This is a genomic window from Peribacillus sp. NPDC097198 (genome assembly GCF_044762055.1).
Lineage (GTDB): Bacteria > Bacillota > Bacilli > Bacillales > DSM-1321 > Peribacillus.
The window spans coordinates 174,723-196,584 of record NZ_JBIWDO010000005.1 but is presented as its reverse complement, the minus strand read 5'-3'; the positions used below and the strand labels follow the sequence as shown (position 1 = coordinate 196,584).

The 21,862-nt window shown below is 39.4% G+C and carries 26 protein-coding genes and 1 pseudogene; 12 read left to right on the top strand and 15 right to left on the bottom strand.

What is annotated here, in order from left to right; translation table 11 throughout:
- Positions 1 to 207: 207 nt before the first annotated feature.
- The 5 genes from ACIQXQ_RS10970 to ACIQXQ_RS10950 form a co-directional block, all read right to left on the bottom strand.
- A complete protein-coding gene (locus ACIQXQ_RS10970; protein ID WP_402957343.1) occupies positions 208 to 1,476 on the bottom strand; it encodes an L-lactate MFS transporter in 1,269 nt (422 codons plus the stop codon).
- Positions 1,477 to 1,695: 219 nt separating this feature from the next.
- Positions 1,696 to 2,451, bottom strand: coding sequence for an SDR family NAD(P)-dependent oxidoreductase (locus tag ACIQXQ_RS10965; protein ID WP_402957341.1), 756 nt, complete (start codon positions 2,449 to 2,451; stop codon positions 1,696 to 1,698).
- A gap of 239 nt (positions 2,452 to 2,690) precedes the next feature.
- On the bottom strand, positions 2,691 to 3,254 hold the full coding sequence (locus tag ACIQXQ_RS10960; protein WP_402957675.1) for an Ltp family lipoprotein: 564 nt from the start codon (positions 3,252 to 3,254) through the stop codon (positions 2,691 to 2,693).
- Positions 3,255 to 3,523: 269 nt separating this feature from the next.
- Positions 3,524 to 4,168: an FMN-dependent NADH-azoreductase gene (locus tag ACIQXQ_RS10955; RefSeq protein ID WP_402957339.1), complete on the bottom strand. Its 645-nt coding sequence runs from the start codon at positions 4,166 to 4,168 to the stop codon at positions 3,524 to 3,526.
- A 262-nt stretch (positions 4,169 to 4,430) separates the two neighbouring features.
- Complete coding sequence (locus ACIQXQ_RS10950) at positions 4,431 to 4,580, bottom strand: hypothetical protein (protein ID WP_402874177.1); 150 nt, start codon at positions 4,578 to 4,580, stop codon at positions 4,431 to 4,433.
- A 118-nt stretch (positions 4,581 to 4,698) separates the two neighbouring features.
- Between ACIQXQ_RS10950 and ACIQXQ_RS10945 the strand changes: the two genes are divergently transcribed.
- Entirely contained in the window at positions 4,699 to 5,223 is a 525-nt protein-coding gene (locus ACIQXQ_RS10945; protein WP_402957337.1) for a GNAT family N-acetyltransferase, read from the top strand.
- A 158-nt stretch (positions 5,224 to 5,381) separates the two neighbouring features.
- Here the strand turns inward: ACIQXQ_RS10945 and ACIQXQ_RS10940 are convergent, their stop codons facing one another.
- From ACIQXQ_RS10940 to ACIQXQ_RS10930, 3 genes are all read right to left on the bottom strand, one after another.
- A complete protein-coding gene (locus ACIQXQ_RS10940; protein WP_402957335.1) occupies positions 5,382 to 6,212 on the bottom strand; it encodes an STAS domain-containing protein in 831 nt (276 codons plus the stop codon).
- A gap of 337 nt (positions 6,213 to 6,549) precedes the next feature.
- Entirely contained in the window at positions 6,550 to 6,714 is a 165-nt protein-coding gene (locus tag ACIQXQ_RS10935; RefSeq protein WP_402957333.1) for a hypothetical protein, read from the bottom strand.
- Positions 6,715 to 6,823: 109 nt separating this feature from the next.
- Positions 6,824 to 7,144, bottom strand: a complete 321-nt coding sequence (locus ACIQXQ_RS10930; RefSeq protein ID WP_402874169.1) for an antibiotic biosynthesis monooxygenase family protein — start codon at positions 7,142 to 7,144, stop codon at positions 6,824 to 6,826.
- Between the two features lie 212 nt (positions 7,145 to 7,356).
- On the opposite strand from ACIQXQ_RS10930, the gene ACIQXQ_RS10925 reads away from it, so the two are divergent.
- From ACIQXQ_RS10925 to ACIQXQ_RS10915, 3 genes and pseudogenes are all read left to right on the top strand, one after another.
- Entirely contained in the window at positions 7,357 to 7,611 is a 255-nt protein-coding gene (locus tag ACIQXQ_RS10925; RefSeq protein WP_402957331.1) for a hypothetical protein, read from the top strand.
- A gap of 96 nt (positions 7,612 to 7,707) precedes the next feature.
- Positions 7,708 to 8,787: pseudogene (locus ACIQXQ_RS10920) on the top strand (CotH kinase family protein); the annotation flags it as partial.
- A 12-nt stretch (positions 8,788 to 8,799) separates the two neighbouring features.
- Entirely contained in the window at positions 8,800 to 9,213 is a 414-nt protein-coding gene (locus ACIQXQ_RS10915) for an SET domain-containing protein (protein ID WP_402957673.1), read from the top strand.
- 127 nt (positions 9,214 to 9,340) lie between these two features.
- On the opposite strand, the gene ACIQXQ_RS10910 is transcribed toward ACIQXQ_RS10915, so the two are convergent.
- Both ACIQXQ_RS10910 and ACIQXQ_RS10905 read right to left on the bottom strand, forming a co-directional pair.
- Complete coding sequence (locus ACIQXQ_RS10910; protein WP_402957329.1) at positions 9,341 to 10,297, bottom strand: ABC transporter permease; 957 nt, start codon at positions 10,295 to 10,297, stop codon at positions 9,341 to 9,343.
- On the bottom strand, positions 10,294 to 11,226 hold the full coding sequence (locus ACIQXQ_RS10905) for an ABC transporter ATP-binding protein (RefSeq protein ID WP_402957327.1): 933 nt from the start codon (positions 11,224 to 11,226) through the stop codon (positions 10,294 to 10,296). The genes ACIQXQ_RS10910 and ACIQXQ_RS10905 overlap by 4 nt, the downstream gene beginning before the upstream one ends.
- Before the next feature lie 245 nt (positions 11,227 to 11,471).
- On the opposite strand from ACIQXQ_RS10905, the gene ACIQXQ_RS10900 reads away from it, so the two are divergent.
- On the top strand, positions 11,472 to 11,981 hold the full coding sequence (locus tag ACIQXQ_RS10900) for an SH3 domain-containing protein (protein WP_402957325.1): 510 nt from the start codon (positions 11,472 to 11,474) through the stop codon (positions 11,979 to 11,981).
- Between the two features lie 206 nt (positions 11,982 to 12,187).
- Here the strand turns inward: ACIQXQ_RS10900 and ACIQXQ_RS10895 are convergent, their stop codons facing one another.
- From ACIQXQ_RS10895 to ACIQXQ_RS10875, 5 genes are all read right to left on the bottom strand, one after another.
- The gene (locus tag ACIQXQ_RS10895) at positions 12,188 to 12,562 is read right to left on the bottom strand and encodes a hypothetical protein (RefSeq protein WP_402957322.1); all 375 of its coding nucleotides are present in this window, start codon (positions 12,560 to 12,562) and stop codon (positions 12,188 to 12,190) included.
- 475 nt (positions 12,563 to 13,037) lie between these two features.
- Positions 13,038 to 13,499 (bottom strand): VOC family protein, encoded by a 462-nt coding sequence (locus ACIQXQ_RS10890; protein WP_402957320.1) that lies wholly within the window; start codon positions 13,497 to 13,499, stop codon positions 13,038 to 13,040.
- A gap of 46 nt (positions 13,500 to 13,545) precedes the next feature.
- Positions 13,546 to 13,881 (bottom strand): VOC family protein, encoded by a 336-nt coding sequence (locus tag ACIQXQ_RS10885; RefSeq protein ID WP_402874153.1) that lies wholly within the window; start codon positions 13,879 to 13,881, stop codon positions 13,546 to 13,548.
- 36 nt (positions 13,882 to 13,917) lie between these two features.
- On the bottom strand, positions 13,918 to 14,322 hold the full coding sequence (locus ACIQXQ_RS10880; RefSeq protein ID WP_402957318.1) for a PH domain-containing protein: 405 nt from the start codon (positions 14,320 to 14,322) through the stop codon (positions 13,918 to 13,920).
- Positions 14,322 to 14,834: a DUF1572 family protein gene (locus ACIQXQ_RS10875; protein ID WP_402957316.1), complete on the bottom strand. Its 513-nt coding sequence runs from the start codon at positions 14,832 to 14,834 to the stop codon at positions 14,322 to 14,324. The genes ACIQXQ_RS10880 and ACIQXQ_RS10875 overlap by 1 nt, the downstream gene beginning before the upstream one ends.
- A 158-nt stretch (positions 14,835 to 14,992) precedes the next feature.
- Here ACIQXQ_RS10875 and ACIQXQ_RS10870 point away from each other — a divergent pair, with 158 nt between their 5' ends.
- The 7 genes from ACIQXQ_RS10870 to ACIQXQ_RS10840 all read left to right on the top strand — a co-directional run bounded on the left by ACIQXQ_RS10870 (position 14,993) and on the right by ACIQXQ_RS10840 (position 21,840).
- Positions 14,993 to 15,640 (top strand): glycosyltransferase, encoded by a 648-nt coding sequence (locus ACIQXQ_RS10870; protein WP_402957671.1) that lies wholly within the window; start codon positions 14,993 to 14,995, stop codon positions 15,638 to 15,640.
- A gap of 129 nt (positions 15,641 to 15,769) precedes the next feature.
- The gene (locus tag ACIQXQ_RS10865; protein ID WP_402874144.1) at positions 15,770 to 16,357 is read left to right on the top strand and encodes a GNAT family N-acetyltransferase; all 588 of its coding nucleotides are present in this window, start codon (positions 15,770 to 15,772) and stop codon (positions 16,355 to 16,357) included.
- A 534-nt stretch (positions 16,358 to 16,891) separates the two neighbouring features.
- Positions 16,892 to 18,166, top strand: a complete 1,275-nt coding sequence (locus ACIQXQ_RS10860; RefSeq protein ID WP_402957313.1) for a right-handed parallel beta-helix repeat-containing protein — start codon at positions 16,892 to 16,894, stop codon at positions 18,164 to 18,166.
- Entirely contained in the window at positions 18,163 to 18,693 is a 531-nt protein-coding gene (locus tag ACIQXQ_RS10855) for a nitrous oxide reductase accessory protein NosL (RefSeq protein ID WP_402957311.1), read from the top strand. The genes ACIQXQ_RS10860 and ACIQXQ_RS10855 overlap by 4 nt, the downstream gene beginning before the upstream one ends.
- 149 nt (positions 18,694 to 18,842) lie before the next feature.
- Positions 18,843 to 19,655 (top strand): ABC transporter permease, encoded by an 813-nt coding sequence (locus ACIQXQ_RS10850; RefSeq protein WP_402957309.1) that lies wholly within the window; start codon positions 18,843 to 18,845, stop codon positions 19,653 to 19,655.
- Entirely contained in the window at positions 19,652 to 20,347 is a 696-nt protein-coding gene (locus tag ACIQXQ_RS10845) for an ABC transporter ATP-binding protein (RefSeq protein WP_402957307.1), read from the top strand. The genes ACIQXQ_RS10850 and ACIQXQ_RS10845 overlap by 4 nt, the downstream gene beginning before the upstream one ends.
- 695 nt (positions 20,348 to 21,042) lie before the next feature.
- Positions 21,043 to 21,840 (top strand): peptidoglycan-binding protein, encoded by a 798-nt coding sequence (locus tag ACIQXQ_RS10840; protein WP_402957305.1) that lies wholly within the window; start codon positions 21,043 to 21,045, stop codon positions 21,838 to 21,840.
- Positions 21,841 to 21,862: the final 22 nt, after the last annotated feature.

Here is a 21,862-nt window from a genome sequence, read left to right as displayed (position 1 = left end):
GGTTTGGGCATGCAATTTATCTAAGGGTCTAAAGAATGGGTCTGAAAAGAAAGAACTGAAAAAGATCCTGACTAATCGTTTGAATAAGGAGATGAACTCGTTCCACTACTTAAGGCAAAATGAATGTCCTTAAATACTTACTTAAAAAACCCGCTGAGGAAGAGATCAGCGAGTTTCTTATTCTATCATTATACGAACTACTTACCATCAAACACTGATATCCTGGCTTTCGTTCGTCTGGATTTTTTTCAATCGGTTTATGTCCAGACGAATCAATAAGGAAACAATCAATGCAACGGCGAAAAAACCAGTGAATACGATTAAACTTTGGGAGTAACTCCCGGTTGTTTCCCTGATCCATGAAGCGAACATCGGACCCACGAGCCCAGCAGCTGCCCATGCCGTTAGAATATATCCATGAATGGCCCCTAACTGCTTCGTACCGAACAAATCTCCGATATACGCTGGAATGGAAGCGAATCCTCCACCATAGCATGTATAAATAATCGCTAATAAAATTTGATAGATAACCGGGTTATCCGTAATGATCAAGAGCGGGAAGGCAATGACCTGTATCGTGAAAAATATGGTATACGTATTCGGGCGACCAATGAAATCCGATACAGATGCCCAGCCAATCCGTCCAAGACCATTGAAGGCACCGAGCACGCCCACTAGTGCCGCAGCTGCCGCGGCGCTTAACCCAATACTTTCCTGGGCAAGCGGGGAGGCAGCTGAAATGATGGCAATCCCACAAGTTATATTGATGAACAGCATGATCCATAGATAATAAAACCGTTTTGTTTTAACTGCTTCGTTAGCGGTCAACTGCGAAAGATCTTGCAATGCCTTCACTTTGCCCGTTTTGATTTTCTCTTTATACCCCACAGGTAGCCAGCCTTTCTCTGGAGGCTCCAAGTAAAGAGAGGAAGCGATCATGATGATAAAGTAAGCGGTGCCAAGAATGAAAAAGGTAGGAGCAATTCCTACCGATTCAATCAGACCCTGGATGATTGGCGAGTTAATCAGTGCCGCAAACCCAAAGCCCATGATGGCTAGGCCAGTCGCTAGACCCCTGCGATCTGGAAACCACTTCACCAAGGTCGATACCGGTGCTATGTAGCCTACACCGAGCCCAATCCCACCGAAAACGCCATAAGAAATATAAAGGAGAGGCAAGGATTCCAGATGAATCGCTACACCGGACCCCGTAATACCTAAACCAAAAAAAATCGCCGAGAGGATCCCCGCTTTCCTAGGTCCATATTTTTCAACAAAATGACCAAGAAATGCAGCCGATAACCCAAGAAACAAAATCGCAATACTAAATGTTAAGCTAATATCAGTCAAATCCCAACCGAATTCGCTTGCAAGTGGCTTCGTGAATACGCTCCAAGCATACACCGAACCAATCGACAAGTGAATTCCCACTGCAGAAACAGCAATCAACCACCTATTCTTCGTCTTCTTCCCCATTCCCCAACATCCCCCTTACAAATGAACGAAACATCATACTTAGACAAAATACCCGTAGATGAAAACAATCCACACGTAAAATATCTACAAAAATAGTAACATATGGATAATTATTAGACAATTCATTTAAAAAACAACCAGTTTAATGAACGAAGTGGGTAGGGGAACGTATTGAAGCATGATAAAAGCGCGTCGATAGAATCAACGCGCCCGAACCTTTTAATGTAACATGATGGATCCACCGTCTACCATCAACGTTTGACCAGTAATATATTTACTATCGTCGGAAGCTAAAAATACAGCCACGCGACCGATGTCTTCCTCGGGATCACCCAAGCGCCCCACCGGAATACCCGCCAGCATTCCTTCGTACATATCGGGATGCGCTTTGGCCCAAGCTTGCACGCCTTCCGAGTTGGCAATCGGAGAAATTAGATTGATGGTGATTCCAAATCCGCCAAGTTCATTGGCCGTGACACGGGTAAGACCACGAATCGCTTCTTTTGCCGCTGCATAGGCCGCTTGTGTCGGCTGCCCTTTAATCCCCGCCCCAGAAGCGAAGTTGATAATATTTCCCTTCGTTTCTTTTAGATGGGGAACGGCCGCCTGCATTAAATAGAATGTTGGATAAAATCCGGTATTGAATGATAAATCCAGATTCTCTCTAGTCGTTTCCATAAAGGGAATTTGTCTCGATACATGAGCATTATTAACGAGCACATTCAGCTTTCCGTATTTCTCCACAACCTGGTCCACTAACCCTTTTAACTCATCATGCTTCGTTAAATCGAATCGAATGAACATCGAATTAGGTGAGTATTGTTGCAACGAGGCCTCCACTTTCCTGCCTGTTTCTTCATTCACATCGACAATGACTACGTTTGCGCCCTCTTTCGCCATCGCATGAGCCATACCAGCACCGATTCCACCAGCACCACCAGTAATCAAGACCACTTTATCTTCTAATTTTTTCATATAAACACCTTCCTTCACCATGATTATTGCTTTTTCTAGTAAGAAAATCAAAAATTTGTCTCTATATAATTAAACTACCCTTAAAACATATCCCTTATCAATCCCACGACCATGGGATTAAGTCGATGCACACGTTGTTTACTCAACTGGCATCCTCTATTGATTGTTTATCGTTAAAAAATCCAACAAAAAAACGCTGAATCAGATTCAACGTTTTTTGTTGGTATTTCATGTGAATATTATTCTAAATGATCCACAGCATATTGAGCTTCTTCTTTGGTAAACTTTTCCCCATACTCTGAAACCAATTGATCATAAACCGCTGCTTTTGACATATCCATTTCATCCACATACGTTTTTGCTTTCTTCAACGCATTTTCTTTCCAGTCAATTTCTATATTGTCGATAGCATATTGTGCCGCTTCTTCTGGGAATTTTTCTCCATGCTCTGAAACCAATTGATCATAAACCGCTGCTTTTGACATATCCATGTTTTCCGCATACGTTTCTGCTTTCTTTAATGCCGCCTTATGTTCGTTTGGTACATTATCTGCTGCTTTCTTATCATCTTCTACCTTTTTGTCGTCTTTTACCTTATTTGGCTCTGCCACTTTATTATCATTTTCTACCTTGGTATCATCATCTTTCCCGCCTAATGAAGTGATAATCACCAAGATGATGATCACTAAAAAACCGGTGAAAATTTTATGCCTCATAAAAAAATTACGTTGATCTTTTCCACAATGAACGCATTTCTTTACTCCTTTTGCAATTTCCTTACCGCAAGCTTTACACTTGGTCATCTGTTTACTCAAAATATTCCCTCGCATTTCTTCGTACATGTTTTTTTAATATACCTAAATACCTATATCATTATACCGGTTGGATTAGATAATCATATAAGTTATTAAGAATTGGTAGAAACTCGCATTTGTTCGGTTCCATTAAGAACCTAAGTAATTCTGTTTTTAAAATTGTTACCCTCATCCATTTCTACCACCAGAGATAGATATTAAAAAAGACATTTGAGTCGATGCTCAAATGCCTTTTTTGATATTTTCCTTAAGTTTTATTATGCTTTAACAGCCAATTCTACTAAGCGTTGTGCAGAAGCCTTTACTTCTTCCAACCCTGCAGAAATGATTTCTTTTGCTTTATCAGACATTGCATTGTGACCTTCGATGATGACCTCATCGATGATTTCCATGCCGAAGATGCCGCCAAATACGTTGCGCATGTAGTTAACTGCCATTTCCATCGGAGCCGCTTCCGGTGTTGAGTAAACTCCGCCGCGAGCGTTTAGGAAGATCGCTTTTTTGTCAGTCATTAATTGAACCATGTTCCCATTTGCATCATATTTGAATGCAAATCCTGCCGCAAAGACATAATCGATGAATGTATGCAGTTTAGCCGGGATTGTTAAGTTCCATAATGGGAACGCGAATACCACTACGTCCGCTGCAGTGATTGCGTCCATTGCTTTTTGTTTAGCAGCCAAAAGGCGTGTTTCTATATCCGTTAACTCTCCGCCTGTTTGCACTTTGCCGAACGCGTTGAAAATTTCTTGTCCGAAGTATGGTGTATCTTCTTCAAACACATCGTACGTTGTTACATTTACGTCTTTGCCTTCTAATGAAGCCATGAACGTTTCGTACATTTTGCTTGAGATTCCTTCTGTTGCCGGACGGTTGTTTGCTTTTACTACTAATACATTCATTATATATTCTCCTCATTTATCCTATATTTAGTTATTTTAAAATAATGTATCTTTATTTCAAGATAATTATATTTTGTATCATCCATCCTATTCTGTCAACATATTAGATTTGTTTTCGTTATACTTTTATTATATTTTGAATAACAATAACTCCATACATGTACCGTTTCTGCAGATAAGTACTTTGTACATCGACGATTGCGAATCGCTCTAACCCCAAGCATAAAAAACCGCTCGGCCCTTAAGGCTAAGCGGTTCTGTTCTAGTCTTGACTCTGGCCAGGATTGCTTCTCTTACGTTTTTCCGCAGAATACTCTTTACCGTGTGCTTCATGTTCGGCAATGATGGCTTCTTCTGGAATATGGTTATTCTTCTTCGGTGAACTGATGCGATTACGATGCTTTTTACCCATGATAATCCCCCCTTTAAGTAAAGGATAAGCATATCTTGTCCGGGAATTTGAAAAACATGTACAGGGCAGGAATCCTCGTCTCAAGGTCGAATAACAAAAATGAAAGGGGATGATACAGATGTTTCCGATACTCGAGACAGAAAGACTGACCTTAAGGGAAATTATCGAAAGCGATAGCCCAGAAATCTACCAGTGCTTTTCCAATGATGACCTTACACGTTTTTATGGGCAAGATTCGTTTGAAAGTATCGAACAGGCAAGGGAAATCATTGAAAAATTTGCTGAGAACTATAAAGAGAAACGGGCCATTCGTTGGGGAATCGAAAGAAAAGGGATACCTGGACTGATTGGAACGATAGGATTTCACGCCTACCTTCCCAAAAACAGAAGAGCGGAAATTGGCTATGAACTCCATCCGGATCATTGGAATAAAGGGTATATGACAGAGGCGCTCAAAGAAATAGCCGCCTTCGGTTTCAATGAGCTCGGTCTGACGCGTATCGGTGCGGTGGTGTTTACGGAAAATGTCCAATCCAGTCAGTTATTAAAAAAGGCAGGCTTTGCCGAGGAAGGGATCCTTCGAAAGTACATGTATCAAAATGGAGTCCCACACGATACGTATATGTATTCCTTGATTAAGTAGGGGAATGCATAAAGAGACTGCCAAGCATTTTCTTGGGCAGTCTCTAATTTCCAATCTCTCGTTGGACTCCATCGATAACGGCATTTCCATCATGTAGAACTTGTTTTTTCTCCGTAATTCCGGTCAAAATATAACCGATATTGAGAAATCACTTCATCTTATACGATTAAATAATCTTGCAACGCCTGTTGCAGTGTTCCTTTCGTTTCTGCTTTATTACCAAAGCACACTCCAGATCTCACCATTTTCGTAACGATCTCAGGACGGAGGCCAGTGATTACCGCTTTACACCCCATCATCGCCGTCCCATCCAGAATGTTCATTAACTTTCTAAGGACGGAAATTTCCATATCCACGATTCCTGATAAATCCAATATCAAAACTTGTATCCCCAGTTTTCCTATCTCTATCAGTACTTTTTCCTCGATGATATACATGCGTGATTCTTCCATATCCCCAATCAAAGGCAGGATGCAGATACTTGGGGTAATTGGAATGATCGGGACGGATAAGTTCTCCACCAAGTTCTGTTGCGATAAGATCAACCGATCCTTATAATCCGAGTAACGAATGAAGAACGCTTTAAGAAATTGGTCTACCTGTTCATTCACTTTCTTCTCTAAATCGAAAAACACTTCCACATTATTGAATGTATCTTGTAATTGTTCATATTCATATAGGAATTTCCATAACGTTCTGCGAATGGCCTGAACCCATTCCAACTTGAATGAAAGAGTCAAGGAGTGCGTGGCCCACGCTTCTCCCTCTTGTTCAGCAAAAGCAATGATGGCTGCCTCATTCTGTTCCACGATGTACCGAACCAGCTTATGCGCATTATTCAGAAGGTCCACATTCCCAACCAGCAGGATTTCCTCGATTTTTTCTCTAACATTGACTGCCTCTTCCAAAATTTGCTGCTCGAAATCATCCTTTTTTTCTAGGAGGAACTCCATGATTTTGTCTTCTTCATTAATGGAAAAGCTCAACATACCCACTCCTTTTTCGTCACATCTGTACTCCTAGATTTCTCTGTGACAGGAGGTTTTTCCTGCTAAATGCTAATAAAAATAGATAATGGTCAATCGGTCAGTTTTAAAAAGTCGAAATATCTGTAGTGAACTTATCCTGCTCAGTGACATTCGACCTCATTTTTTGATGCATTCGTTCACTTTTTTGATTCATTCGACCACGAATAGGATTTATTCAACCACGGGATCCATTAATTCGACCACTCGTTGTATTCATTCAACCACAGCCCTTAGTTATTCGACCACAGACAGAAAAATAAGCATAACTTTTCAGCTATGCTTACATACACATTCCTATTTATTCAGTCGTTTCTTTTTCGTCTTCGTCACTATTATCACGACGATAGATTTCCGAGATGCCATTCATCCCGTTCAAAAGCTGTTGAGTCGTAAAGTCTTCCCCGCCGACTAAATTATCCTCACGCTTTTGCTTTTCATCTTTTTTCAAATTTGATTGATCCATGTGGTATTCACCTCCATGATATAGGGTGTCTTATCATGGAAGGAGTATGCATGAGTAGCCCCGTATATAAAAAAAGCCGCCATCATAAACATGCTGGCTGACTCATATTTTACTTTCCTGTCGATTTCACTGCTTTCACTTCATACAATCCACCTTCTGAGCTGACGATATAATCAGGCTTTGGCTTGCCAAGATTGGCTTTATGTCCAGCAATGTGTGCGTCGCTCTTCTCCCACTGCTTCCAGTATTCCTCTGATTCCCAGCGAATCATGATGATTACTTCCTCATCGCCCCGTCGCACCTTTTTGACCAATACACTTAGATCGACGAACCCTTCTTGCTTTTCAATCAAACCTTCTCTACTGAATTTTTGCACGATTTGATCTGCATGGCCTTCTGTTACTACTGTTTTTTTCATTTGAACGAACATTGTGCACATCCCCTTCACTCTATTCTCTATTAACTAGTTTAATCAATAATGATTCTCACTGTCAATTAATAGTAACTTCAAGATACCCCCATTCTTAGTTATGTGACAAATATCCTTTCCCTTCATCATTTTTCGCCCGATTTTGCAAAAACACATTCAAGCTCGGACGACCCTGCATACTATACCATTAGCTTCTGAAAGGAGGGGTTTGAATGCCAAAAGGAAAAAAAGGAAAAAAGGGGAAACATTCTACGGGTCATAAGTCTACTGGTAGCAAGTCCACTGGACACAAGTCCACTGATTGCACATTCACTGGTAACACGTATACTGGTGGCACGTATACCGGTGGCACGTACACTGGCCGAACGTTTACTGGTAGTCCATTTACCGGAGATACCTTCACTGACGATTTCTTCACTGGAGATACAACGACTGGATGTAGGAGAAAGAGAAGAAATAGACGATAGGTAAATGAATGATGGTTGCTTCAGCTTGGTGACTAGTAGCCGCTTCATCAGGCTGAAGCTTCTTTCTTAACACTAGTATAAAAGGTAGGTAATGGTATGAACTATCCAATTCCCTCTTATTTCTTGACGATTGAAGAAAATGATTTGGATCATTTACGGAAAAATGTCTGGAGCAACACCCCCATCCCCGCCTATTTAAAGGTTGGTAAGAATACCTATGACATCGATATGGCCTATCGGGGCTCATATACACGGAAATTCCGGAAACGGTCCTATTGGGTGGATTTCATCGAACCCGAAAGATTCTTTGGTGCTCGAAAGATTCATCTGAACGCTGAATATAGAGATCCCTCATTCATGCGGAATAAGCTTTCCCTAGATTTCTTCGAAGACCTCGGAGTGCTATCCCCTCGAAGTCAGCCTATCAATTTAACACGTAATGATGACTTAAAGGGCGTCTATTTACAATTGGAATCCGTGGATGAATGTTTTTTAGAAAAAAGAGGTCTTCCTTCCGGTCCCATCTACTACGCCGTTGGCAATGATGCAAACTTTGCCCTGGAGAGAAATGGAAAACCAAAACAATCGCTTCTTTCTGGTTATAAACGAGTGTATGGCATCGAGTCAGACGATCTTTTCCTTCATCATTTCATCCACAAAATCAATACAACCCCTTTACCCAAATTACATGATGTCGTCGCACGGCAAATAAATATTGATTCTTACTTACGCTGGTTAGCTGCAGCCGTTTGTACGATGAATAACGATGGGTTCACGCATAACTATGCCTTATATCGCAATAGTAAAACGGGGTTATTCGAAATCATTCCTTGGGACTATGATGCAACATGGGGACGGAAAGTGAGCGGTGGGGTCATGGAGCACACGTACGTGCCTATTGAAGGAGTAAAGAAAAACCACCTGAACGCCCTTCTCTTACAAATTCCTGAATTTCGTACACGCTATAAAGATATAGTAGAAGAAATTCTGGAAACAACATTCACGGTCGATTATATGGAAGATAAAGTACACACCCTCCATCAAACATTACGCCCCCATGTCCTCCTCGATCCTTATAAGAAGGGGCAGATTGATGTATTCGATCAAGAACCTGAATTCATCTTTGACTTCATTCGCAAACGGAATGCTTATTTAAAAACACAACTAAAAACCCTAGATAAGGAACACATGAAAACGAATCAGGATTGGCAGAAAGGAGATGCCTCAGTGGCCCCCATTTGCATCAAACACACAGGAAAATATGGCCGCGGGATATTCGCTACACGGGATATAAAAAAAGATGAATGGATAGAATCATCCCCTGTTGTCGTTTCACCAAAAAAGGACTGGAAATACTTAAAGAAAACCTCACTATTCGAGCATTGCTTCTATTGGGGAGACGACGATACCGCGCTTGCCTTGGGATATGGTTCCTTATTTAATCATTCCTACACCCCAAATGCCCGGTTTGATAATAATGAAGAACGGATGACCATCGACTTTTATGCACATGCCGATATAGTGGCCGGAGAGGAAATCACCATCAATTACAATGGCGAGGTGGATGATACGGATTCCCTCTGGTTTGATGTGATTGAGTGATTTAACAATGACCGTTCCGTTAAGCGAACGGTTTTTTACTTTTTTAAACCTATCTTCTACCTCTTCCTTTTCAAAAAAAAAAAACCGAAACCCCCAAAGGGATTTCGACTTTTCCAACGAATTACCATCAATTCGTAATATCCTTTTTTTGAAAGAAGAAAAAGGTTAGCGCTAAAAATAGGAAATAATAGACGGCAAGCACTCCTATTGAGAAACCAAGGGATGCCCCATCGAACATATTCACCGTTTCAGAGATATATCCTCTTAAATCGAGATGAGGGAACAGGACAAACTTTAACCACTCATTTTTTTCAATAAATGACTGAATGATTGCAGTCAACGTAGAAGAAGCAAATAAAATGAAGATAGCAATCCCCACTGCAAGGGCTTGGCTTTTAAATAATGTGCTTAACATGAAGGCGATGGCTGTGATCACCAAGAATCCCGGAATCCAATAGACCATCATATTCACAACATATTCGCCAACTAAAACAGGAGCGAATCCAAAAGAAGTCGGATCCATGATTTTATCTGTATAAGAACCACTTCCAAAGAATAAAAGACCAATTAGATAGCTGAATGCGAGTAAAATCACAAGTAATAGTGCCGCAAATAATAGGGAAGTAATGTATTTGGAAAGTAGGATCTTCCAACGTTTATAAGGCCTGATCAACAACTGCTTAATCGTTCCATCCGAAAACTCGGAAGACACCAGGGAACTACAAACGATGACGACAAATAAAGTAATGAAGGAAGTGATGGATGTCGTCCATTCCGCCATATACGTCCAGTTCGTTTGAAGGTCTGGGTTTATGTTTTCCTTGAGAAGTTGTTCGTTAACTTCCATTTGTTCCTTGAAGAATTCCTTGTCTTCATCATTAAATTCCGGACTTTTCATTTGTTTTTCCTGCTCTTTTATATCTGCACGCACATCTTGCTTCCAGTCTGCATCTTTATCGACTGGATTCAGTTTACTTTCTATAAACGCCGAGCCGATTACCATTAATAGAAGGAAACCAATAAACACATAGCTCGATTTTTTTTGAAAAATCTTCATCCATTCATTGCGTATCAAGGACATCATACTGTTTCCCTCATTCCCTGCTGTGTTATTTCAAAGAACTTATCTTCTAGCGATTTTCTAGTAACCACGATTTCAAAGACATCGATTTGATTCTTTATGAAACTACTATTTATACGGGCCGTCTGTCCACGTGTCGCTGATACGGAAATGGATTCCGCACTATGCTTGATCACCGGAAGACTAGGAAACTCTTCTAGCAAAATCGTTTTTGCCCGCTCCCCATCGTTAACCGTAAAGGCCACTTCATGAATATCCTCTTGTTTTTCTTCTGTTCTTTTTTCTTCCGTATGTATCAATTTACCCTTTTCGATAATGGCAAAGGTATCACACATTAATTGCATTTCTGAGAGGAGATGTGAAGAAATCAACACGCCCACTCCCTCACTTGCCAGCAACTTCAAGTGATCACGGAATTCACGTATTCCTTGTGGATCCAAGCCATTGGTCGGTTCATCAAAAATCAATAAAGATGGTTTATGTAAGATGGCCTGTGCTACACCAAGACGCTGACGCATGCCCAATGAATAGGTTTTCACCTTTTTATCGATTGCCTCTTCCAATTTGACTATCTTGATCACTTCTTCGATTCGCTCAGGGGAAATCTTATTATGTGACATATGAGCATAATGCATGATGTTCTTTCTGCCCGTCATATATTTATAGAACTCTGGATTTTCGACAATGGCCCCTAGTTGGTTCATCGCCCCTTCAAAATCCTTATCAAGATCATGCCCCTTGATCATGACACTGCCGCCCGTGCGATTAATAAGACCCGTGATCATCCGGATAATCGTCGTTTTCCCCGCTCCATTCGGACCAAGCAAACCGAATATTTCATTGCTTTTGATTTCAAAGCTCACATCATCGACGATGACGTTTTTCCCAATTTTTTTCTTCAAGGATTGAACCTTAAGAACTGTTTCCGACATAGTATACCTACCTTTTTTTGAATTTGACCTATAAGCCACCAGTATAAACGTATCATAATATCCACTTATTTTCCATCTGGTTTGTAATTGCGCCTTTATTTTAAAAGGCCAAGTTCAAGGGAAAGAGAGGTCGAGGTGATTCCTTTTTTTGAAAACATAGTATTAAATAACTACACATGATATGATAAAAAAAGGAAAAAAATCCATAAAATAAAGCTATGTAACTGATTAGGAGTGTTGTTAGAATGAAAAAATTCATTTCGATTTTTGCAAGTGTTTGTTTACTAACATTATGTCTATCATTCAATTCAACAGAAGCTAAATACACAAGCTATGACAAAGCCTATGCAGCAAAAGTACTGTCTGTAAAATCGTCTGCTGGAACATCGTATAAAACATTGGGGAAAATTAAGGTTGGGACAATCGTAAAAGTATATGGCGGCGTACCTATCGGTAAGGATCAGGACAACTGGTCCTCTTCTGAACAATATGGCTGGTCCAAAATCAAATACAAAGGGAAATACGGATATGTAAAAACACATGAACTCCACTTTGCTGATCCATATAAATGGTCACCAGGAGTCAAAACAAAAACAATTAACGAGATTAAGAAAAATTATGTTGGCAAAAAAGATAAAACCAAATTAGTAAAAAGTGATCTAGGTTACTATGATATGTATATACAATTCGATGGAAAAGGGGATTGGCATCCACTTGTATATATTAACTGTAAAACAGGCTGGTATCACGGTTAATGAAGGACTACTTTAAAAACTAAATAAAGAGCCATGCTTATTAGATCTATTGAATAAGTATGGCTCTTTTTTCTTGGCTTTGTTCGTAAAGATTGTTGCTAAAGGTAAAAAAAGAGACAGCTTTTATGCTGTCTCCGCTATTAAACTAACGCACCCCTTTAGTTTAAGTGTAATCGTTCACAAACTTATTAATTAAATAGTTACATCTATTTTTTTTCAATCGCCATAAGCAAGTGCGAGATAACTCCAATAAGCAATACTAACGAACAAACGATTTTTTCAAAAGGTGTTCCAAACAATTGTTGTATAAATCCAAAAGACCAAAGTACAACAAAAAACCAACATATAACGGTTATTCCTCTTTTGTATTTATATTGTTTAATTCTACCAACAATCAATGTAAAAACTACTCCAATAATAGAAATAACGATATTCATAACAGTTATTGGTAGCTGTTTTGCGAATGATTCAGACCTTCCACCATTAACCCACGTGAATGGAATACTTTTGCTTATAATAAGAAAGTGGATTAAGATAGTCAAAGAGTAAAAAATAATTCCCATAAATACAGCAGTTTTCATATTAATTTTCCTGAGTTTTTCTAAAATAAATCACCTCATTTTTCTTCCTGTTTCAATTTTATTAATCCAGTAATATACTATTCCTATATCTCTTACCATATGACAGGTAACTGAAAGTAAGATTTCGAAGAGTTATCAAAAATCACCATTTATTCTTAAACAGAGCAAAAACATCGGGTAGGTATTCTTATTGAACTAAACTGCCTGATAGTGAAATAAGACATTTTAGTAAAATATATCATTTAAAATTTCTAATCTCAATTACAGTGGTAAAATTTTCTTTTTTACATGCATGGTATCCTCAGCAACAAATTATACGAACATAGCCTTTTTCTTTTTAGATGGGAAAGAGTTTTCCTATTTAATCGTAACTTTTTGAATCAAATTGTAATGTAAGATTACAGGTTAGAAAATATTTATTGAATAGAAATATTCCCCAACATCTATATGTATTCGATTTTCATCTACCTTTTTATTACACCCTACCTCCTTTACTCCATTCCTCCAAGGACATCATGGGAAAGTCCTCTTCGACATCCAATCGTAAAGGGGTGATCAATTCGAGGGAGTTACCATCGGGATCTTGAAAGTATATGGCTGCGTGGGCATGGGGGTTATTCGGTAAAACAAGGGGTTGCCTATCAGGTGGAAAGTCGAAAGCCGTTTTTATCTGAATCCCCTTATCCCCCAGCCATTCTTTCGCATGCTCGATATCCTTCTTGTCCACATGTAAGGCGACATGCCTCAGCGAAGGGTGATAAGGGGTTTGCACTTGATCCGTTTCCCATAAGCCTAACCAACTACGACCCTTTTCGATCCAGAAGAAAGCTAGAGTATCATTTTGAAAGGCTAATTCCAACTCCAGCTTTTTATAGAATTCGATGGATCGAGCAAGGTTTGACACAGGTAAATGAGCTTCATATAGGCCTTTGATCATGGGTTGGCCCTCCTCTTCTTTTCATATAAGAAAGGGGTGTCCCCCTTCAACTCTTCGTTTTATCGATGATGCGGATCGGGTTTCCCGAGCGATCTTGAAAGATGGCGTACCTACCTGGTGGGATATCACATGGTTCCTTCACAAAATCCAATGTGCTGTTTTCATGGTAAAACCGGTCCACACTGTCCACGATAAAAACGCCACCAGCCGAGTATCCTTCCTCATCATCTTCAAGCATTAACTGTACATCGCTACCCGGCAGTTTCAACGCAACCGTATGCTCCCCTTCCTGCCAAGCTTCTTCAAATCCCAACACTTCCCGATAGTAACGGGATGAACCTTTTAAATATTTGACTGGATGACATAAAAAAGCTAATTTCATTTTCTCGCCTCCCATTTTTTTCATTCCTTAGGACCTTTATTTCTTCAGGACAATGACAATCGAGGGATTCAATTTCTTTAATTCTTCAAGGAACTTTTCACGATTTTCCGGGGAAATGAGCACCATTTTGCCATTCCCATATAGGATTTCCAACCGATCGAGTGAAAGCGCTGGCGAAGAAAGTGGATTCAATGTTCTTCTTATCGATTTGATTTCATGGACCGGGATGATTTTATGAATGAATGCAGACCGAACGACCAAACTATTTCTTTCAATGACATAATAGGTCGTAAACCATATCCAAAGAATCAAACCTGCGACTGGCACGCCTATATATATACTTGTCAGATCTTGATCCGTAAATAGCGGGATGAAGACTGCGATGATGATCCCGAAGAAGACGGGGTAAGTCCACCAATCTTTCTTTGATTGAAATTTCATTAAAACTCTCCTTTTACTCGTTTTGGGATGGTCAAACTCTCCCAGGCATCCCCCTTTTGCAGCTTGGCTATATAAACAATCTGGCCGATATGGTAGGAATAGTGATACAGTTGTCGCTCAAGGGCCTCAATCAAGGTATGGGGTTCTTTTCTAATGAATATGTCTCGAAGCAGATGTTCCTTCTTGATGGCATGCAAGGAATAAAGAAGGACATTCCATCCCTTTTCCCAAACCTCGATTAACTCTTTTCGACTGGTGATGGCGGGCTCGAATTCCGCATCTCGGTCCCTGGACGGTTTCTCCCCATCTGTATATAAAAAGTCCGTCCACCGGGAAACCATATTCCCGCTCATATGCTTCACGATAATGGCAATGCTATTGGATTGCTCATTCGGTGACCAAAAAAGCATCTCCTCATCAAGCTGCTCCATCGCCTTATCCGCTGTATATTTCATATCCTTAAACCGCCGTTTAAACACCCTAATATATTCAGAAGAAATATCGTTTGACATCTCACCATCCCCTTTGTATGTATTTCTCTATTAAAGGGGGATTTCCTTCTCTTAAACGCTGATTGAATGGGATAAGTTTCAGGTGACTTAGGAGTAAAAACTGGAACTACATCAAATAATAAGCCAGTACTTCATCTTAAATAAAGGAGATGTTTTTTATTAAAAACCTGTTCATGAAGGTAACGTTATTTATTATGTCGTTCGCCTTAGTTTTCTCACCCCTACATACGGAGGCCAAAGGTAAAGCCAATCCTTCAAGGCAATGTATGGAAGAATCGTCGGTTCAACTGCAAAATGCTTTACGGAAACTTTGGATTGATCATATCATCTGGACAAAAAGCTATATTGTCAGTGCCATCTCAGACCTGGATGACCAAGAACAAGTATTAGCAAGGTTATTACAAAACCAGGATGATATCGGGAATGCCATTAAGCCCTATTATGGGGAGGAAGCCGGTAACAAGCTGGCCCAACTGCTAAGGGAACATATCCTTATAGCAGGAAAAGTGGTGGAGGCAGCAAAAAGCGGAAACCAAAATAACTTCAAGAAATACAATACGGAATGGTATAAAAACGCTGATGATATCGCCCTCTTTCTCAGCAAAGCCAATCCAAATTGGAGCAATGAAGAATTAAAGGAACTGTTATATATGCATCTGCAATTGTTGACAGACCAAGTGAGTGCCCGACTTAAAAAGGACACAGAGGCTGAAATTGTTGCTTTTGATAAAGGAGAAGACCATATTATTATATTGGCGGATGTTTTAACCAAAGGGATTATCAAGCAGTTTCCTAAGAAGTTTTAGATTTTGAACGAAGTATTTCATAGCAATAGCAATGGTAAAATAGCATTCTTTCATTGAATGCTATTTTTTCTGTATCTTTTTAAATTTTTCTATATAATGGTAATAACTAATAGAACAAGAGGTGATAAAATGGAGAATCCATTCGAAAATTTCCCTACTTTAGAAACGGAACGACTAATCCTGAGGAAAATAACGTGGGAAGATGCTGAAGATATTCATGTTTACGGTTCTGATGAAGAAGTGACAAAATACGTCACGTGGGATAACCATAAGACACTGGCTGATACTAGAGATTTTATTGACTTTGCCATGGCACAATATGAGAATAAGCATGTCGCTCCATGGGGAATTCAGTATAAAGAGACTGGGAAGATCATCGGAACCATTGATTTTGTCTCGTGGCTGGTCGGGCATCGTGTAGCCGAAATCGGTTATGTACTTTCTCAAGATTATTGGGGAAAAGGAATCATGACTGAAGCTGCCAATGAAGTGATTGCCTTTGGCTTTAACCGGATGAATGTCGTTCGAATTCAAGCAAGATGTTTCGTGGAGAATACAGGATCCGCACGGGTGATGGAGAAAATAGGGATGTCGTTTGAAGGCACCTTGAGAAAAGGCATCTTCGCAAAAGGAAAACATCAAGATCTTAACATGTACTCCATACTACAAGAAGAATTCTCCCCACTTCATCTGCCCAAAATGGAAAATAACATTTAAGCAGCTTGTCCTATCAAGCTGCTTTAGTTGGAGGAATGATCGATGAATACCTTGTAAATTTCATTTCTGTCATTACCAATATCCACTCGTTATACTTCTCATAAACTCCTCCCCTTTTTTTAACGCATCAAATAAATTTATGATATCCTCTAAAACCGTAATCATTACAATTTTCACATATGGTTTGAATTTTAGTCGCTTTTAGTCCATCCATTACAGGTATTTAAATATCCATTTGGATCATATCAGGCATTAATTCCTCGGTAAGTTTAATCGCTTCTTCTCCATTTTTCCCTTCTCCTATAATAAGAAAGTCTTCAATTCTTCTAAGATTCCTCGAATTCCTTCTCTTTCAATAGAATGATCATCGTATTATTTAATCTTTTCATTCTGTCTATACTAATGTTATGAACATTTACACTTCAAGGAAATGTTGTCTGTACACCATGAGCATGGTTGGTATCCTCATTAAATTTATACATTTATTAACTAGACTAACATGTGAATCAATTCGAGAGCGAGGAGACTAAAGAAGTGAAATTAATTTATAATATCCTGTTTCTCCTCTTATTATCCTGTTGCTTGCCAGCCGTATCAGAAGCCACAAGCCCTTTACAATCTAAAATTGATGAGGCCCCAAACGGTGCCACGATTAAAGTAGAGGAGGGAGAGTATGAGGAGACAGTGATCATCTCCAAGCCAGTAACCCTAGAAGGAACAGGTAAAGTCCTTCTTCGCTCTTGTGAGAATGAACCGGTCGTTACCATTCTCAACAAGGGTGTTACTCTAAAAAATATCATGGTGGAACATTGTGGGAATGAAAAAGAAGACGCAGCTATCTATGTTACGGGGTCCTATCATATTCTGGAAAAATTAAACATTAAGACGAAGCATTTAGGGATTAGGCTCGACAATGCAAATGACGTGACAATCCAAGACAGCGAGATTATGGGCATAAATCGAGGGAATGGAATCGATTTATGGAAATCTAACCGTAATAGGTTTGAAAACCTTACTATAACGAATGTTTCTGATGGGATATATTTAGAGCAAAGTGACGAGAATATCTTACATAGGAATAACATCCAAAAATCCCGTTACGGCATGCATCTCATGTTCTCCAATGATAATATACTTGACGGGAATGTATCTAAATTCAATACAACAGGCACGGAGTTAATGGAATCAAAACGGACGGTCGTGCGTCATAATCAGTTTACTTCTAATAATAATAGTGTGAATGCTCAAGGGCTGTTACTATATTTAGCTTCTGATACTGAGGTGACCGGGAATGAGTTTATTTCCAATCGAGTAGGCATTTTTATCGAAAAGGCTGAAAACAATCGATTGAAGGCCAATAAAATCATGGACAACTTTACTGGAATACAGTTTTTAAAATCGAATGGAAATAAGGCAATGAAAAATACATTCGTCGGAAACGTCAACGATGCCCAAGCAATAGAAAGCTCAAACAATCAACTGGACGGTAATTATTGGGACGCTGCCAGTAAGGTTGATTTAGATGGGAATGGCAAGAGTGATATTGTCTATACTGCCGATCCATATTTTCTTACCTTAACAGCGGATGTTCCGGAATATCAACTGTTTTTCCAAGCACCGGGAATTATCATGTTACAAAACATGTTGAAAAGTCCATTTGAACAGTTATTAATAGATTCGGCCCCATTAATGGACATGACCATGGAAGTAAAAAAAGAACAATCATCTAGTTTTAGTTTATGGTGTATGAGTGCAGTGATGATTGTAGCAAGTTGTAGTTTATTTATAGTTGGGAGGAAAAAACGATGAAGAAAAAACTATTTAGTTTTCTTGCATTGGCAGGAATAATCATGACTATCACAGCATGTGGGAAAGATGAGGTTAAACCTGTTGCAATTAACGAAGCGACGGACACTTGTGAAACATGTAATATGGCGGTTATTAACGATCAACATGCTACCCAAATTATTTTAGATAATGGTAAATCCATGGTTTTTGATGATATAGGCTGTATGTATGATTGGGTTCATGCTAATGAAAATAAAAAAATTGATGCTCAATTTGTCCGTGATTACAACGATAAAGAATGGATTTTAGGAAAAGATGCAATTTATGTATACAATCCATCGGTTAAAACACCAATGGCCTACAATGTACTATCATTTAAAGATAAAGCTTCCGCTGAAGAGTTTGCCACTGCAAATGACGGCAGTCAGCTAATGTCTGCAAACGATTTAGCTGACCATGGGTGGGAGCAAAACCATGAAATGATGCAGAAACATAATATGAAGGACCATTCACATTCAGACGGTGAAGAAGATAGCGGTTCTCATTGAAGAATAGGGGCCAGTTCCATTTTCGGGCTGCCCCTATTTCTTTATCAGGTATCTAGGTATCTGACCGTTATATATTGAGATGATTGGTGAACTACATGTTAGACATATAAGATACTGAAGTAGAGAATGTTCGAAAAGAGGGAACAAAGATGTGGAATATTTGGTTTTCTGAACTGCGCATGACCGTACGACAGCGATCGTATTATTCTTTCTTGGGCTTGTGGGTCGCTGTATTGTCTCTCTTATTTTTATTGCAAAGCAGCTCCCCCTCCTTAACTGGTTATACCAATACGACTGGTACTATAATCAACGTCGCTTTATATATCATCCCACTTTTCATGTTGATCATTGGTTCCTTTTCAATCGCCAATGAGATGGAAAATGGACAATGGCGGTTATTGAATACCTATCCGTTATTTACTTTGTCGTACATAGTGGGCAAAATAGGTGGTCAATTCACGGCTCAAGCGATCGTTTTCACGTTCAGTTATGGAATTAGCTTGGCCATAGGGATAGTGAGTGGGAATATTTTTTCCAGCGACTGGCTTTTATCTATTTACTTTTTCTCTATTACTCTAATTTTTTTCTTTCTCATCCTTGGGGTAACCGTAGGGTGTATCGTATCGACAAGGTGGCAGGCATTATCAATTTCCGTCATTATCTGGTTTTTTCTAATCATGATTTGGCCGACTGCATTGATTGCTATCTTAGGTTTGCTCCCTTATCCTTGGATTGCCCCAATGATGAAATTTTTCTTATTTGCAAATCCCGCTGAAATCATTCGGGTGTCCTTTGTCATGTCACTTGATGCAGGGGAAGTTTTTGGTCAAGCATATGATTCACTTATGACTTTCTTAGACTCTCCTTTCGGAATTATTATCTATATATTATATGTCATTGGATTTTTGTCACTGACGTTATTATTTTCGATGCTCATGCTGGAATGGAGGAAAAGGCGATGACAGGATTAAAAGTGGATGGTGTCTCGAAGGTTTATAAGAAAAAGACGGCATTATATCCATGTTCTTTTGAAGTAACAGAGGGAACTTGTATCGTATTATGCGGTGGAAATGGTGCTGGCAAAAGTACATTATTACAAATAATTGCGGGTCTTCTATATCCATCTAGTGGTACAACTTCTATTAACGGAAAAGTCATTAAATATGATCGCGAGAACTATTTAAAAGAAATCGGTTTCATGCCTGATGACTTCCAAGCCCAGGAAATGATGACAGTTGAAGAGTTCCTTAGTTTTTATGGATCTTTACGGAAAGTGAAAAGCGAAAGGATTAATGAAGTAATCGAGTTGATAGGTCTTGTTGATAAGAAACGTGAACTAGTAAAAAGTTTGTCTAAGGGCATGCGGCAACGATTATTGTTCGGGCAATCCATTTTAGCCAACCCGAATGTTTTGCTACTGGATGAGCCCACTAATGGATTGGATCCCTACTGGGTTAACCAGTTCGTTGAAATTCTTAATCAGATTAAAAAAAATGGTACAATCATTATTTTTTCTACCCATATGATGGATGTAGCAGCCGAGACGGGAGACATTATTCTATTTATGAAACAGGGGGAAATCATTCAGATAATCAAGAATGAGAACAGATTAGAAGAGACGACAATGAAATTGTTGAAGCTTCATCGCCAATAGGATTCCTTGCTTTTCTTTACGTGTAACGGATATGCAACAAACTTCATCTCATTTTCTTTTAAAATGTGAGCTAAGCTCAGCCAATTATTGCCCGGTAGGCTCCTTGACTATCATCACTTTTCCCATACAATCTAACTCTTTCCAACTTTTACACAATGCCTTATAAGGAATATTCTTGCTAAAATTAATCAACTTGCGAATCAGTCGATAACTTTTACAAAAATCACATGAATGAAAATGGATAAGAGAATGCCGGCCACTTAACTATAATTAGGTGGCTTTTTGCTGTATGCCTTGATTTTGGGACATTTTTTATCTTTCACTAGCAAACTAGCTTATGATTTTAAAAGATAATGACTCTTTTTCAGTAACCCCTTATCCGTTTCATCCATGTATCAGTCAAGATTCAGGTTATATCAGTCAATGGAGGCTTTTTATCGGTCAATCTTGGCTTTTTATCGGTCAAATGCCGGGAGCAAGATGAAATCACGCAATTTTTCACATTTTTTTATACAAAAACAACCAAATCCCATGAAACAAGGGATTTGTAATCACATCGAACCTCCCCGTTTTCTCAGATTCCGTTACATGTATTAACAGTTCTTTGGTCCCTTTGCGGTGTTTTTCCGTTCCCTGCACGAAAGAATCGGTAGCCAAACGAATTGTATACGTGAGATACAACAAGGAGGACAAACATGAAGAACATTATATGCATGATCATCACGGTTTCGATATTCATGATAGGATTAGCGATGCCGACTAAAGGTGAAGCGGCCCTTGGAGATCGTACGCTATCGCAAGGTACAAGCCATAGTGATGTAAAAGAGTTACAAGAATTATTGCTGACAAAAGGGGTCTATCCCTATCATGAGGCAACAGGTTACTACGGTTCCATTACAAAAGAATCCGTGAAGGAATTCCAGGAAAAATCGAACCTAAAAGCCGATGGAATAGCAGGTTTACAAACGAATCAAAAAATACAGGTTCTTCGCACGGGGGACATCGGTAAGCATGTGGCCGATTTGCAAAAATTATTGAAGGTGTGGGATGTATACACATCAACGGTTGATGGGATATTCGGCAGCGGTACAAAACAAGCTGTCTCCACATTTCAAAGACAAAAAGGATTGACTGCCGACGGAATTGCCGGGGCAAAAACCATGAGTAAGCTAGAAACGAAAGCCAATTCAGTTAGTAACAGCTCAAAAACTTTAACCGTTTCAAGCACGGCTTACACGGCAAGTTGTGAAGGGTGTTCGGGTATTACGAGAATGGGCGTAGATTTGAAGAAATATGATGATGCAAAAGTAATTGCCGTCGATCCGAATGTGATTCCATTAGGTTCAACAGTGGAAGTGGAAGGCTATGGGAAAGCGCTAGCCGTCGATACTGGGGGAGCAATCAAAGGAAATAAAATCGATGTATTCATCCCTAAACAAGCGGATGCTTTAATCTGGGGTAAAAAAGATGTCAAAGTGACAATAGTAGATTAATAGTTTTCTAATAGAACAAAAG

Coding starts and splice junctions, on each gene's coding strand:
- ACIQXQ_RS10970 (WP_402957343.1), bottom strand. CDS start 1,476: ATGGGGAAGAAGACGAAGAATAGGTGGTTGATTGCTGTTTCTGCAGTG.
- ACIQXQ_RS10965 (WP_402957341.1), bottom strand. CDS start 2,451: ATGAAAAAATTAGAAGATAAAGTGGTCTTGATTACTGGTGGTGCTGGT.
- ACIQXQ_RS10960 (WP_402957675.1), bottom strand. CDS start 3,254: ATGACCAAGTGTAAAGCTTGCGGTAAGGAAATTGCAAAAGGAGTAAAG.
- ACIQXQ_RS10955 (WP_402957339.1), bottom strand. CDS start 4,168: ATGAATGTATTAGTAGTAAAAGCAAACAACCGTCCGGCAACAGAAGGA.
- ACIQXQ_RS10950 (WP_402874177.1), bottom strand. CDS start 4,580: ATGGGTAAAAAGCATCGTAATCGCATCAGTTCACCGAAGAAGAATAAC.
- ACIQXQ_RS10945 (WP_402957337.1), top strand. CDS start 4,699: ATGTTTCCGATACTCGAGACAGAAAGACTGACCTTAAGGGAAATTATC.
- ACIQXQ_RS10940 (WP_402957335.1), bottom strand. CDS start 6,212: ATGTTGAGCTTTTCCATTAATGAAGAAGACAAAATCATGGAGTTCCTC.
- ACIQXQ_RS10935 (WP_402957333.1), bottom strand. CDS start 6,714: ATGGATCAATCAAATTTGAAAAAAGATGAAAAGCAAAAGCGTGAGGAT.
- ACIQXQ_RS10930 (WP_402874169.1), bottom strand. CDS start 7,144: ATGTTCGTTCAAATGAAAAAAACAGTAGTAACAGAAGGCCATGCAGAT.
- ACIQXQ_RS10925 (WP_402957331.1), top strand. CDS start 7,357: ATGCCAAAAGGAAAAAAAGGAAAAAAGGGGAAACATTCTACGGGTCAT.
- ACIQXQ_RS10915 (WP_402957673.1), top strand. CDS start 8,800: ATGAAAACGAATCAGGATTGGCAGAAAGGAGATGCCTCAGTGGCCCCC.
- ACIQXQ_RS10910 (WP_402957329.1), bottom strand. CDS start 10,297: ATGATGTCCTTGATACGCAATGAATGGATGAAGATTTTTCAAAAAAAA.
- ACIQXQ_RS10905 (WP_402957327.1), bottom strand. CDS start 11,226: ATGTCGGAAACAGTTCTTAAGGTTCAATCCTTGAAGAAAAAAATTGGG.
- ACIQXQ_RS10900 (WP_402957325.1), top strand. CDS start 11,472: ATGAAAAAATTCATTTCGATTTTTGCAAGTGTTTGTTTACTAACATTA.
- ACIQXQ_RS10895 (WP_402957322.1), bottom strand. CDS start 12,562: ATGAAAACTGCTGTATTTATGGGAATTATTTTTTACTCTTTGACTATC.
- ACIQXQ_RS10890 (WP_402957320.1), bottom strand. CDS start 13,499: ATGATCAAAGGCCTATATGAAGCTCATTTACCTGTGTCAAACCTTGCT.
- ACIQXQ_RS10885 (WP_402874153.1), bottom strand. CDS start 13,881: ATGAAATTAGCTTTTTTATGTCATCCAGTCAAATATTTAAAAGGTTCA.
- ACIQXQ_RS10880 (WP_402957318.1), bottom strand. CDS start 14,322: ATGAAATTTCAATCAAAGAAAGATTGGTGGACTTACCCCGTCTTCTTC.
- ACIQXQ_RS10875 (WP_402957316.1), bottom strand. CDS start 14,834: ATGTCAAACGATATTTCTTCTGAATATATTAGGGTGTTTAAACGGCGG.
- ACIQXQ_RS10865 (WP_402874144.1), top strand. CDS start 15,770: ATGGAGAATCCATTCGAAAATTTCCCTACTTTAGAAACGGAACGACTA.
- ACIQXQ_RS10855 (WP_402957311.1), top strand. CDS start 18,163: ATGAAGAAAAAACTATTTAGTTTTCTTGCATTGGCAGGAATAATCATG.
- ACIQXQ_RS10850 (WP_402957309.1), top strand. CDS start 18,843: ATGTGGAATATTTGGTTTTCTGAACTGCGCATGACCGTACGACAGCGA.
- ACIQXQ_RS10845 (WP_402957307.1), top strand. CDS start 19,652: ATGACAGGATTAAAAGTGGATGGTGTCTCGAAGGTTTATAAGAAAAAG.
- ACIQXQ_RS10840 (WP_402957305.1), top strand. CDS start 21,043: ATGAAGAACATTATATGCATGATCATCACGGTTTCGATATTCATGATA.